The following is a 13455-nucleotide window of genomic DNA, read 5'->3' on the forward strand; positions in this document are numbered from 1 at the left end:
GGGCCCGGGCGGCCGACCGCCCGGGCCCTTCCCCTCCTTCCCCCCCAGAGATCTCAGGAGAGAACAACGATGTTCATGAAGGAACGACGGCCCCTCGGCCGAACGGCGGGCCGCGCGCTCGGAGTCTTCACCCTCGCGGTGGCGATGCTCGGCGGTTCCGCACTCACCGCCCAGGCGTACGTGCCGCAGAGCGGGATCGTCTACCAGCTCGACCCGAACCAGCCCTGCCTCAAGGGCCGAGGCAACTGCGCCATCTACCCCAAGTCGGCACAGCTCCCCAGCGGCCGGATCGTCGCCGCCTTCGAGGAGTCGATCGTCGCGCCCTCCGGAGGCGCAGCAGGGCAGGACATGCCCGTCTACTCGAGCGACGACGACGGGGACTCGTGGCAGCCGCTCTCGCGGGTCGGAGCGCCGGCCTCCCTCTCCTCCGACCCGCAGTACGCGGAGTACACCAGCAACTGGACCAACCCCTACCTCTACGTCCTGCCCCAGGCCGTCGGCGATCTGGCCGCGGGCACCCTCCTCCTCGCGACCGTCGTCTCGGGCGAGGACGAGTACTACCGGGAGCAGAAGGCCGCCGACCCGAACTGGCTGCCGAACAACGACGGCGACCGGCGCGACGTCGGCATCGCCCTCTACGCGAGCACCGACGAGGGCGCCACCTGGTCGATCCGCAGCATCGTCGCCGCAGGAGGCTGGCAGGGTGGCAGCGCCGGCGCCAAGGGCCAGAACATCGCGACCGCGAACACGAACCGCCAGGTCGACCCGGTCTGGGAGCCGCACCTCATCGTGCGCGACGGGAAGCTCGTCGTCTTCTACTCCGACGAGAACGACTACCTCGGCTTCGACGCCACGACCGGAGTCGCGATCCCCGACCCCGCCAACGCGACCGCACCCGACTCGATCGGGCAGATCCTCGCGCACCGCACCTGGGACGGCCGCGCCTCCTCGAGCTGGGGCCCGATCACCGTCGATGCCGCCGGCTTCACCGAGGACCGCGGCAACGGCAAGACGCAGATCGGAGGCGGCCGGCCCGGCATGACGACCGTCGCACCGACCACCGACGGCAAGTGGTTCCTCACCTTCGAGTACTTCGGCGGAGGCGACGATGTCCGGTACAAGGTCGCCGACGACCCGCTGCGGTTCTTCGCCGACGGCGACCCGGACGGCCAGAACATCTCCGCACTGCCCAAGGCTCCCGGCTCCCGTGTCCACGCCCGCGGCGGCAGCCCCGTCCTCGTGACACTGCCCGACGGACGCATCCTGTACAACGGCTCGAACAGCGGCAACATCTGGGTCAACGAGAGCGGCCGCAGCGACGGCGCATGGACCGAGTACCAGACCCCGCTCGGCGGCGGCTACAGCCGCAACCTGCAGTACGTACAGGGCACCGGTCGCGTCGTGATCCTCCAGGCCACCTGGGGCGGACCGGGCACGCAGGCGACCATCCGCCACGGCGAGGTCGACCTCGGCGACTCGCAGGGCGCCTACTACCAGCTCGTCAACCGCAAGACCGGTCAGATCCTCGGCACCGGCGGCAACGACAACGACGACAACATCGGCAACGCCGACACGCCGAGTGTCGCCTCCGAAGCGGCGTCCGCCGCGGTCGGCGACTCGCAGTACTGGCACCTCACCGAGAAGTCCGGAGGCGCTTACACGCTGCTCAACAAGGCCGGCGGTCGCGAAGCGGCGATCTGGGGCGGCGGCGCCTCCTCGGGTCAGCGCCTCGGCCTGTGGGTCGACAACACCGCTCCGGGGCTCTGGAACCTGGTGCCCGCCACCGACGGTTCCGTGCGATTCCAGTCGACGCGCAACACCTCGCTCTACCTCTCCGGAGCGAGCGCGAGCTCGCCCGTCACGCTGCAGCCGTCGGCGACCGACGGCTCGCAGGACTGGACACTCGTCCAGCTGGCGCCCACCGCCTCCGCTCTGACCACCGCCACCCGGTCGGAGCGCCTGATCGGCACCGACCAGGTCGCACCGGGAGCCGCCGTCGCGCTCGACGCGACCGCGACGAACCGAGCCGGCACCGCTCGGCACGCCGGAGTGGACGGGCACGCGTACGCGCTCGTCGGCGACGCCGTGACCGATCTCGGAGTCGTCGCGTTCGACTCCTCGCAGCGCGGCAGCATTACGCTGCCCGCCTCGCTCACCGGAGGAACGACGGCACGCATCGCTGTCGCCTTCGACAGCGGCCCGCTGGTCTGGGACACCATGACAGTGCGCGATCCGGCGACCCTCCCCCTGACCACGACGGCCACGAGCCGTTGCGTCGCGGGCAAGGTAGTCCTCACGACCATCGTTTCCAATGGCAGCGCCTCGAACGTCGATGTGACGGTCAACAGCGCCTATGGCTCGAAGACAACGGCCGCCGTGAAGCCGGGCTCGAACACGAGCTCCGCCTTCACGACCCGCCTAACCACGATACCCGCCGGCCAGGTGACCATCACCGGCACCGGCGTCGTCTCGGGTGAGACCGTGACCACGACGTCGACGACCGCATACCCCGCCCGCACCTGCTGACACGACGGGGGCACAGCCGCTATCAGCGCTGCGCCCCCCGCCCACCGATCCGAGGCTGCGACGTGTCGCTCCTCGCCCTGACCGCCCGCCCGGGCCGGAAACCCCCTTCCTCCAGCCCGGGCGGGCTTCCTTCACGAGCGTGTCCGCGATGATGCAGACCGCGGAACAGAGAACAGGTGTAATGAACATCCGCTCCCTCCGCATCCGCGGCGCCGCCGGAGTTGCGGAAGGATTTCTCCTGCTCGGCGTCGCCGGCACCGCGATGGCCGACAATCAGCAGGGCACCGGCGACGTCGACATCGCTCTCCTCGCCACTTCGGGCTCGCATTCGAGCGGCGTGCTACCCCGCATCCCCCTTGGCGTGACGGCAGCTTCTTTGACGCCTCAGAATCGATACTCATGCAGGTTCGAGTCAGGAAGAGGGGTCGCGGTAATGCGTGGCCTCCCTTTCGTTGGCCCCACTCCAACGGGCAGCGACGTCGTTCAGGGCACGGGTGGTAGCCGTCGCGACGACCGATCGGCATCGGCATCGGTTAGCGGCTCGCTGTAGTCCTCGAGCGCCATATGAAGGGGAGAGCACAGTCGCTCTGGTAATACGGGACCGGTTCCGGTCACCGAGCCACGAGCGTCCCGCGGCGCCATACCCTCCGGATCAGCTGGACACCAGGCCGATAGGCGAGGTGCGAAGGATCCGGTGCGTCGAGCTCGACGAGATCTGCTCGTGCGCCGACGCGAAGCGTCCCGACATCATCGCGCCGAAGCGCCGTCGCGCCACCGAAGGTCGCTGCCCACACAGCTTCGGCCGAGGTCATCCCCATCTCGCGGACGGCGAGAGCGACGCAGAAGGGGAGCGACGAGGTGAAGGAGGAGCCCGGGTTGCAGTCGCTGGCGAGGGCGACGTGGACTCCTGCGTCGATCAGTCGTCGGGCGTCCGGGTACGGCTGTCGAGTGGAAAACTCGACACCGGGCAGCAGGGTAGCGACGGTCTGAGAGCGGCTGAGCGCGGCGATGTCGTCGTCGGTGAGGTAGGTGCAGTGGTCGACGCTCGCGGCATCAAGCTCGACGGCGAGTCGAACGCCCTCGCCCGGGCCGAGCTGGCTCGCGTGCACGCGCACGCCCAGACCGCGATCGCGCCCAGCGAGAAGGATCTGGCGCGATTCGTTGGGGGTGAAGGCTCCGGTCTCGCAGAAGACGTCGATCCAGCGGGCATGAGGCGCAGGCGTCGAGCATATCGCCGATGACGAGGTCGATGTACTCTTCACGTCGCTCGGCGTATTCGGTCGGAACGACGTGCGCGCCGAGGTAGGTCACCTCGTCGGTGAGCTGCGCGGCCAAACGCACGAGGCGTTCCTCGGTCGCGAGGTCGAGGCCGTATCCGCTCTTGATCTCGAGGGTGGTGGTGCCGTGCGCATGCGCCTGGCTCAGCAGGTGCTGCGCATTCGCGAGGAGTTCGTCGTCGGAGGCGGCCCGGGTCGCGGTGACCGTCGAGCGGATCCCACCGGCGGAGTAGCGGCTTCCTGCCATGCGTGCCTCGAACTCGGCCGAGCGGTCGCCCGCGAAGAGGACGTGGCTGTGCGAGTCGACGAAGCCGGGGATGACCGAGCGTCCGCCGACGCGAGTCACGGTGTTGGCGGCGGGGGCGTCGGACGCCGCTCCGATCCAGGCAATGAGTCCGTCCTCGACGACGACTGCGGCATCGGTCCACGTGCCCAGGTCGCCGATGACCGGGCGGGAGCCGTCTCGGGGCGTGTTGATGACGAGGGTGCCGATATCGGTGAGGAGGTGGGAGGAGGTCATCGAAGGGGCCTTCCGCTGATCTGGGCTTTGGGTTCGTCGGTGCGTTCGCGCGCCTCGTCGAGCGCATCGAGCGCGGCGGCGAGCAGCCCCGTAGTGCCGGTGGTGTCGACGAGGCGTCCGCCGACGATGGTGGTGCGGATGTCGGCGGCAGTCGCCACCAGCGGCAGCGCCTCGGCAGGAGCTCGGAGGGTCCGCATCGATTCCTCGTCGAGCTCGACGAGGTCGCAGACAGCTCCGACGGAGATACCGCCGCGCCATCCGAGTGCGCGGTAGCCGTCGACGGTGCCCGCTCGCCAGAGCTCGGCGGGTGAGAACACTCCGCGGCGGTGGCGGGCGAGGCGTTCCCCTGCTTCGAGTCCTCGGAGCTCGAGCAGCGGGTCGATGACGGCGTTCTGGTCGGAGCCGATGGTGACGGAGGCGCCAAGCGCGGCGAGTGCACGAGCCGGCCCGATGCCGTCGCCGAGGTCGGCTTCGGTGCTCGGACACATCACGACCGCTACTCCGGCCCCGCCGAGGAGGTCGTGGTCGGAGTCGGACAGGTGTGTCGCGTGCACGACGGAGAGCCGGCGCGAGAGAGCACCTGCTCGGGCGAGCAGCTCGGTGGGCGTGAGTCCAGTGGCGGCGAGGCACTCCTCGTTCTCACGGGGCTGCTCCGACAAATGGATGTGCAGCGGGACATCAGCAGGCAGGCCGGCGACCAGCGCGGAGATCTCCCGCTCGGGTACGGCGGGCACCGAGTGGATGGCGGCCCCCAGGAGCACATCGCGGTGGCCAGCCAGATCGGAGCGGAGGCGATGCCAGCGGTCGAGCCACGCGGCGGCGCTTCCGTCCCCGAATCGCAGCTGCTCGGGTTCGAGTCCTCTGCCGAGACCGCCTCCGAGGTACAGGGTGTCGAGGAGGGTGAGCCGGATGCCCGCGTCCTGCGCGGCGTCGGCGACGGTGCGCTCCATCGCATGCTCGGGTTCGCGGTACGGCGCGCCACCCGGTCGGTGGTGGACGTAGTGGAACTCGCCGACTGCGGTGTAGCCGGCGGAGAGCATCTCTCCGAAGACCGCGCGGGCGAGGGAGCGGTAAAGGCGGGGATCGAGCGTCCCGGCGACGGCGCACATCTCCTCCCGCCACCGCCAGAAGTCCCCTCCCTCGGCATGCGTGCGGCCGCGGAGGGCCCGGTGGAAGAGATGCGAGTGGGCGTTCGCGAACCCCGGGCCGACGGTGCCGAGCCGGTGGCCAACCTTGTCCGGAATCAATCAGTCCAGGCGGACGGGTCAGGATGTCGGATCGAACAGAAGCTGGCGAGAGCACGCGTCGAGGACTGCACTGCGCTCGTCGCCCTCCGTGAGGCATGACTCCTCGAAGGCGAGGCGCTGGAACTTGGGTCCTTCGGGCACGAGACTTAGCATCTGCTCTGCCGAGCCGGAGCACGTTTCCAGAACCAAGAGTTGTCCCCGGACGGTGATGCAAGTCCCCTCCGTGCGTGATCGCACGAGGATCTCCTCGTCGGAGACGGGGATCGTCTGCCACTGCTGGTTGGCGCCGCCGTTGCAGTCATAGATGATCGCCGTCGCATCCCCCTCCATTCCGGGTGCATCGAGGCAGCGGTCGTCGGTGGCGGTATGAAACTCTCGGAACGGCGTTCCTGGGGCAACGCCGTCGATGGTCCCCTCGGACACTGAGATCGACAATGCAGTCGACCACTCGAGGGAGAGCGAGCGTTCGGTGGGGAAGGTGAGGGGTAGCCACACGTAGTCGGAATCGTTCACTGGCGCGTCTCTGGCTCCCGCCCATCGGTCACCGAGGTAGAGGAAGCTCGTGCGCGAGGACCCGGCGACGGGGAGGACGAATGCCGCCTGCGAGCCGAAGGCCTCGGCGTCTCCAACGGGTAGAAGTTCGCTCCAAGGTCCGGCCGGATCAGGTGCCGTGGCGTACATCGCTTGGTTGGGGTCCCAGCCAGTGGCTCCCGACGTCATGAGGAAGTATGTGTCGTTCCGCTGGAAGAGCGCGGGGGCCTCCCGGTAGGCACCCGGCCACAGTGTTGTGAGCAGAGCTACCGGTTCGGTGAAGTCGTCGGAAAGTCGGTAGATGTTGAGATCAGCGTTGCTTGAAGTGGCGGAGGCGAGGTAGGCCGAGCCGTCCTCTGCTTGGAAGACGGTCTGGTCCCGGCTCTCGTAACCCAGGGGCCGGAAGCTGCGCTTATAGACGTAGTCTCCGTCGATCATCGGCGACACTGCGACGGCTGTTCTTGCCTGGTTGTAGTCCACTCCGTTCTCCCAGTGCATCCAGAGCACGAAGGAATCGGTCGGCTCGTTAAAGAGCAGCTTGGGTCGCTCGATGGTGGCGCCCACGAGGTCCGGCGCGGAGGCCTGGGTGAGGATGTCGTGCTGGAAAGTCCAGTTCGCCAGGTCGGGCGAGCTGTAGAGCGACACGGACTCGAAGCGATTTGACTCGTTCCGGTTTTCTCCTACCCAGTAGAAGACACCGTCGTGCTCCAGCATGCCGCCGCCGTGGGCATGGATGGGAGCCCCGGCGGTGTCGACGAACAGGGTGCCGTTCGGTGGCGTCCGTGCTGATGTGGTCGCCTCGGCGGGGGAGGACGTAGCGGAGGCGGACGGCGGTTGTGGGTCCGGGCGCTGTGAGCGTGGACCGAAGCCCATGCTGAGTGCGAAGACGGCCGCGGCGAGGCCAAGCGCGATGAGTGCGATAACGCGTGGTCGAGTGAAAATTCTCACGGGATTTCCTGGCGGCGTCCCGGCTCGGGTTCACGCACAGACATGCGTGGGTATAAAGCCGGAGGAAGACGCGCGCGTCGAGGAAAGTGTAGACCATATCGGCTCCTCATGAGCGCTGCAGGTCGCTCAGCTCAACGTCCTCCAGACTTCTCCGAGTTGATCGGAAGTGTCACCTGACCGGACTGTTCGCGGGCCCGACTGTCGTTATCGAGCTGGCCTGCGCAGCACCAGCCGGCTCGACCAGCAGTCGAGGGCGTATCGGCGGATCCGGCCGCCGGGTCGAACGCGGGCGTAGCGCTCCGCCGGTTCTCGTCTGTTAGAAGCCGATCTCACCTCTGCTTCTTCACCCGAGGGAGTAGCCCGGCACCGACGGGACGGCGGTGTGAGTTCGTCGGCTCGCAGCAGGGCACGCGGTGTCTCACGACGAGCAGGATAAACTTAGGAAATCTCGGATTAGCGATCAGGAATTGAGGGCGTGCAGCCGATGGACGATTCGACGGCGTCGGCCCGGCGTCGGCTTCATCGCCGGCCGTCTCTCACTGATGTAGCCGCTCTAGCCGGTGTTGCTCCGATCACGGTGTCTCGTGTCGCCAATGAGCACGAGAACGTTGACCCCGTGACTCGGGAGCGTGTTCTCGAGGCCATGAGGAAAATCGGCTATCAGCCGAACCGGATGGCTCGCGCGTTGCGTTCAGGGCGTTACCGCAACGTCGGAGTCATCGTCTTCGGTTTGGGAACGATCGGCAACGTTCGAACGCTGGAGGCGATCGCGGCGGCGTGTGCCGCCGCGGACTATTCGCTCACTCTCGTTGCGATCGAAACGGCGGACCAGGAGCACGTGTCCGCTGCGTTCACCCGGATGCGGCGGGAGGACGTTGATGGCGTCGTCATTGTTCTCGATCAGAACTTGATGGATCATTCGATCGCCCAGCTTCCGAGCGGACTACCGGTCGTTGTCGTCGATTCGAACGAACGGCCAGACTACCCGGTGATCGATACCGATCAGCGCCAGGGGGCGCGGTTGGCAACACAGCACTTAATCGATCTGGGCCATCGGACCGTGTGGCATGTTACGGGCCCGTCTAGTTCCTTCGCTGCCGTCCATCGCGAGGACGCCTGGCGGGAAGCGTTGGTCGCCGCCGGCCGCCGAGTACCTGAACCGATTCGTGGAGACTGGACGCCGCGCTCCGGTTACGCGGCTGGCGTGCTACTTCGCGAGAACCTCCAAGCGACCGCTGTTTTTGCCGCAAATGACCAGATGGCTCTCGGGATCATCGGGGCTTTTCATGAGGTTGGGATCAAGGTGCCGGCCGAGGTAAGCGTCGTCGGTTTCGATGACGTGGACGAGGCGGTCTCGCTGTGGCCGCCTCTCACGACGATTCACCAGCGGTTCGACCTCGTGGGCAGTACCGCTTTCGATACGTTGCTGGCAAAGATTGATGACCACGAGTTCCGCTCGAAGACCGTCCGTATCCAGACGTCGCTCGTGGTGCGTTCGAGCACGGCGGCGCCCGCTCGAAAGGTGTGACCGGCGCCTCGAATTGGCACGCCGGTCACGCCGTGCGGTCAGGTCAGCGACCAGCTCTGGTGGCGGGCGCCCGAGCAGGTGTACACCTTCACGGCGTTACCGTTCGCGGTACCCGCGTTCCAGACGTCGAGACAGAGGCCGGACTGCTCGGCGACGATCGCTCCGCCGGTGGTCACCCGCCAGCGTTGGTTCGCTCCGCCGTTACAGGTGTAGGTCTGCACTGTCGTACCGGGCGCGACGCTGTATCCGGCAACATCCAGGCACAGACCCGATTCGACTCCGACGATCGTCCCGTCGACCCCAAGCCGCCACCGTTGATTGCTCGCGCCCGAGCAGTCGTAGATCGTCACCGGAGTACTCGGCGTCACGCTGTGCCCCGGCACGTCGAGACATTCGCCGGAGGCGGCACTCACGATCGACTTCGACGCGGCGGTCTGGGACATGCGCCAACCGATGTGGATGCGATCAAGGGCGGACTGATTCGTGACGGCCAGCCCGATCGTGGACCCGTTCCCGTTCTGGGTAGCTCCAGAAAGGGTAAACATGCGCCACTGATCGTTGTCCCGCACGCCCACCCAATGGATGGAGCCGATCCTCTGAGCCGCGAACTCGTCGGTGAGCGCCCGGATGTACTGCACGTTATTCTCCGTGCTCGCCGCGTTCTTGAAGTCGTAACCGGTCGCGAGGTAGGTTCCGAATTCGGTCATGACAGCGCGGTTCGCGAACTCACCGACGACTTCGCGGATCTGGGAGCGCCACTGATCGTAGGTGCGGGCGGGCTGCCACTCGGCGTAGGTGTGGAACGCCAGCTTCGTGCCCGAGAAGCGGGTGTCACGACCAGCGTCGGTCGTGTTGTAGCTCATACCGGAGCCAGGGACGAGAATCCGGGAACGATCGATCTGCGGGTAGCGGTTTATCCACGTGGCGGCCTGATCGAGCCACTCGGGCGTCGAGTAGCCGAAAGGCTCGTTGAAGATCTCGAAGTGAACACTGCTGTTCGAGTTGTAGCGGGCCACGATCGCGTCCCACATCCCCTCCCAGCCTTGGTCCATGCGCCCGTCCCGGGCGTAGGTGCCCAGGCACTCCTGGTCCCATTCGGCCAGGACGACCTTCATTCCCCGTGCAGTGATGGCGTCGATGGCTGCTTGGTAGGAGTTCCACCAGGACCCGCCGACGGTTGTGACGTTCATGGGGAGGCGGACGGTGTTTGCCCCCCGTGCCGCCAGCTGATCGGCCACAGCGGTCGCTTTCGAATGCACGGCTGCGTAGCTGTCCGAGTCCCAGAGACCTGAGGGGACGACATTGCCGCAGACGTAGTTGTCTCGGGCATCGGCCCAGTTCCATCCGCGGATGTCCGACGCCGCGATGCTGGATGCGGGTCCCGGTGTTGCGGCAGCCGCCGACGCGGGAGCGCTGGCAGTCAGGGCGAGGACCCCAGCCATCGCCATGCCGGTGAGTAGGAGAGCAGCGGCGCGAAGACGCTGCAGTGATCGGATTCGAGGGGGCATTCGTTGGCACCTCTTTAGTCGATGGTAACGACACCATTGCCGTTGTCCCCATCTTGGGTTGCCCTCACGCGCCTGTCAAACGGAGTTCTGTGCCTCTTGCGGGTCACATGGGCCGACGAGACGATGCCCGCCGCACCCTGAGAAGGGGTGCGACGGGCATCGACGGTTGCGGTGCGTGGGGAACCTACTTGCGGTAGATGCCCGAGGCGCTCCTGTTGCCTGCCTCATCGGTGGCTCGGTACTCGACCTTGAGGATTTTGCCGTCACTGATCGGCACTGCCCTCTTGTACTCGAGCCACGGTCCGTTGACGGTGCGTCCGGAGTACTTCAGGACGTAGCGGTACCGAATGACATCCACTCCGGAAGTTTCGTCGTTCGCGGTGAGGACGAGTCGGTAGCCCGAGCGCTTCTCCGCAGCGACTGTCGGGGCGGTCCGGTCGATCTTGCCTGTCCAGGTGGCGGTCTCGGAAGAGTTGCCTGCCTGGTCCACTGCGCGGGCGGCGACCGTGTGCTCGCCGTCGGCTTCAATGGCGATCGGTCCCGTCACGGGAGCGAAGGCGCCGCCGTCGATGCTTGCTTCGAGCGAAGCAACAGGTCCCTCGGCATCCTCTGCGGTGACGGTGAGCTGAACCGGGTCGCGGTACCAGCCGTTCGAGCCGGTGGGGGTGGCGGGGTCGGCGGTGATCGTCACGGTCGGTGCGGTCGTGTCGGCCGCTCCGATCGAGACGGACCCGGTCGAGGGGGTGTCGGCCACTGAACTGCCGGCGAAGAGTGCGACGTCGCCGGCGGGGGTGACCCAGTCCTGCGCTGTTGCATCCCAGTACTGCAGGGCGCGGCGGTCGAGCGTGATCTCGACAGTCTTCGATTCACCCGCTGCGAGGTTCACCTGTGCGAAGCCGGCGAGCGAGCGCTCGGCGGTCGGAACGTCGGTCGGAAGAGCGCCCGTGTAGAGCTGGACGGTCTCGGTACCGGCAGTCTCTCCGGTGTTCTTGACCGTCACGCTGGCCATGGTCGCTACGGGATCGGTCCCCGCCACGTCCACCGAAGAAGCGGTGACGGTCGGTCCGTACTCGAAGCTCGGGTACGACAGGCCGAAGCCGAACGGGAACTGCGGTTCGACGTCGTTGGCCAGGTAGCCGCGGTAGCCGATCAGAATGCCCTCATCGTGCGTGTCGACCGGATTCTCGATGTTGATTTGCGCGAACGGGGTAGTCGTGCCGATCTCGGCGGGCTGCTCCTCGGTGCTGGGCCAGGTGAACGGCAGCTTGCCCGTGGGGGTAGCGTCGCCGAAGAGCAGCTTGGCGACTGCCTTGCCCTGGGCCTCGCCGGGGTACCAGGACTCGAGGACCGCGTCGACGTCGTTGATCCAGGGGGTCAGAACGGGGCCGCCGGTCGCCATCACGACAATCGTCCGGTCGTTCACAGCTGCCACGGCTTCGATCAGACGGTCCTGAGCCTGCGGCAGGGTCAGCGTGCCACGATCGGCGCCCTCACCTGCGTAGTCGCGGACCACGACGACGGCGACGTCAGCAGCCTTCGCGGCGACGGCGGCTTCGACAATGCCGGGGTTAGCAAGTGTCGACGGAGGAGTCCAACCGAAGCGGATCATCGCCAGTGCCGCCTCGTTGAACTGCCCCGCCTGATTGGGGGCGTCGGCTCGGTAGTCGATGCGGATGTCGTAAGACTCTCCAGCGACGAGAGGGAGCGTCACGGACTGGGTAGCGAAGGTGTCGGCATCAGCGACTACAACAGCCTGGCCGTCGACGGAGAGCGTCGCCGATCCAAGAAGGTCAAGGCCGAGCTCATAGTCGCCGGTCTGGGTCGGCGTCAGGACGGTGTCCCAACGCATCGACGCGGCCGGGTTGAGCACTGCGGGGATGGGGATGGGCGTGACCTGGGACCGGTTGTTTGGTCCCGCAGACAAGCCAGCACGCTGCTCGACCTGAGGCTCCACCTGAGTGGCGAACGGGTCGCCGGCGAAAACGGGGTTAGCGAAGTACTGCGCGAGCACACCGTCAGCGCTGCCGTCCGGGGTGCTGAGAACGGAGGAGGGAACGGGCTCGAGGCCGGGGAGGGTTCCGGCGAGGCCCACCGGATCCGTGCCGTCAACGTGAGTAACGGTTACTCCGTCGCCGGCTGCCTCAGTGATCCCGTCGACGATTGTCGTCAGGCGCGCAGGAGAAGCGGCGAACCCGTTGTTGCCGGAGATGTTGAAGTCGGCGTCGGCGCCAATGACGGCGATGGAGTCAAGCGAGTCAGAATCCAGCGGCAGAGCTCCCTCTTCATTGCGGAGAAGAACCGAACCCTTGATCGCGACCTCTTCGGCGATCGTCTCGTTCTCATCGAGAAGCGCGGACGGAAGTGCATCGGTCGCTGGGGCCGGGTCCACAAACGCTCCTGGCACGGGATTGTCAACGAGTCCGTGCTTGAAGAATGCGACCAGCACGTTGTACACCGCGCGGTCGATCGCCGCGGCCGGTACCGTTCCGTCCTGGACAGCTGCGGCCAGCTCGGCCGAGTCCCACGTGTTGAAGGGGCTGCACCAGTCGGCGCCCGCTTCGTAGGCGGTGATCGCCACGCAGGCGTTGTAGTCGGACGTCACGAAGCCCTCGAAGCCCAACCGGTTACGAAGGGTGTCGGTGAGCAGCTGCTCGTTGTTGCAAGCAGCGACGCCGTTGGTCTTCGAGAATGCGCACATGACCGAGCCCGGGTCGGACACGTCGATCATCTTCTCCCAGTTGCGGTTGTACACCTCCTGCAGAGTCCGATCATCGACCTGCTCGTCGACGCTGACACGACGAGCCTCCTGGTCGTACATGCCGTAGTGCTTGACGACGGCGAGGACGCCCTCGTCGCTCTGGATGCCGTTGACCTGCCCCGCCGCGATGAGGCCACTGAGAAGCGGGTCCTCGCCAAAGCCCTCGTTAGTGCGTCCCTGCCACGGAGAACGCATGATCTCCATAGTTGGCGCTCCGACAGAGTTGCCGCCGAGCAGGAACGCCTCGTCGCCCTGGGCCTCGCCGTAACGGTAGGCCAGGTCCGTGTCGAAGCTGGATGCCAATGACAGCCCTGCGGGGAACACTGTTGTCTCTTGGACACCGGCCTTATCGCCGATGCTGCAGCAACCGTCGACGTATCGGATCGCCGGGAGGCCCAGCTCGGGGATGGGGTGCGGATCGCCGTAGGGCTCGATGAGAGCGATCTTCTGCTCGAGCGTCATCTCGTCAAGGACGAGCTGCGCCCTCGTCTCCGGAGCGAGTGACGAGTCGAGCCAGGGCTGGTCAGCTGTGGCGGCGGTGGCGCTCGTCGCTGCGGGGACAGCAATGAGGAGAGCACTGAGTGCGGCCGTCCAAGTGAGTGCGCCACGCAC

6 protein-coding genes and 1 pseudogene are annotated in these 13455 nt (G+C 66.8%); 2 read left to right on the top strand and 5 right to left on the bottom strand.

Annotated elements, in window-relative coordinates; translation table 11 throughout:
• Positions 1 to 75 precede the first annotated feature (75 nt).
• Positions 76 to 2526: an RICIN domain-containing protein gene (locus tag C1I63_RS18330; protein ID WP_107576184.1), complete on the top strand. Its 2451-nt coding sequence runs from the start codon at positions 76 to 78 to the stop codon at positions 2524 to 2526.
• A 611-nt stretch (positions 2527 to 3137) separates the two neighbouring features.
• Here the strand turns inward: C1I63_RS18330 and hutI are convergent.
• The 3 genes and pseudogenes from hutI to C1I63_RS18345 all read right to left on the bottom strand — a co-directional run bounded on the left by hutI (position 3138) and on the right by C1I63_RS18345 (position 7049).
• Positions 3138 to 4323 (bottom strand): annotated as a pseudogene (hutI, locus tag C1I63_RS18335) (imidazolonepropionase).
• Positions 4320 to 5570 carry a formimidoylglutamate deiminase gene (locus C1I63_RS18340; protein ID WP_107576010.1) on the bottom strand — a complete coding sequence of 417 codons (1251 nt, stop codon included), beginning with the start codon at positions 5568 to 5570 and terminating at the stop codon, positions 4320 to 4322. The pseudogene hutI and the gene C1I63_RS18340 overlap by 4 nt, the downstream one beginning before the upstream one ends.
• Positions 5571 to 5588: 18 nt before the next feature.
• Complete coding sequence (locus tag C1I63_RS18345; RefSeq protein ID WP_107576011.1) at positions 5589 to 7049, bottom strand: family 43 glycosylhydrolase; 1461 nt, start codon at positions 7047 to 7049, stop codon at positions 5589 to 5591.
• A gap of 484 nt (positions 7050 to 7533) precedes the next feature.
• On the opposite strand from C1I63_RS18345, the gene C1I63_RS18350 reads away from it, so the two are divergent.
• Positions 7534 to 8577, top strand: coding sequence for a LacI family DNA-binding transcriptional regulator (locus tag C1I63_RS18350; RefSeq protein WP_107576185.1), 1044 nt, complete (start codon positions 7534 to 7536; stop codon positions 8575 to 8577).
• 38 nt (positions 8578 to 8615) lie between these two features.
• Here the strand turns inward: C1I63_RS18350 and C1I63_RS18355 are convergent, their stop codons facing one another.
• Positions 8616 to 10025, bottom strand: coding sequence for a ricin-type beta-trefoil lectin domain protein (locus C1I63_RS18355; RefSeq protein WP_170116436.1), 1410 nt, complete (start codon positions 10023 to 10025; stop codon positions 8616 to 8618).
• A 244-nt stretch (positions 10026 to 10269) separates the two neighbouring features.
• Positions 10270 to 13305, bottom strand: coding sequence for a glycoside hydrolase family 3 C-terminal domain-containing protein (locus C1I63_RS18360; protein ID WP_146168490.1), 3036 nt, complete (start codon positions 13303 to 13305; stop codon positions 10270 to 10272).
• Positions 13306 to 13455 lie beyond the last annotated feature (150 nt).

Source organism: Rathayibacter caricis DSM 15933 (assembly GCF_003044275.1).
Lineage (GTDB): Bacteria > Actinomycetota > Actinomycetes > Actinomycetales > Microbacteriaceae > Rathayibacter > Rathayibacter caricis.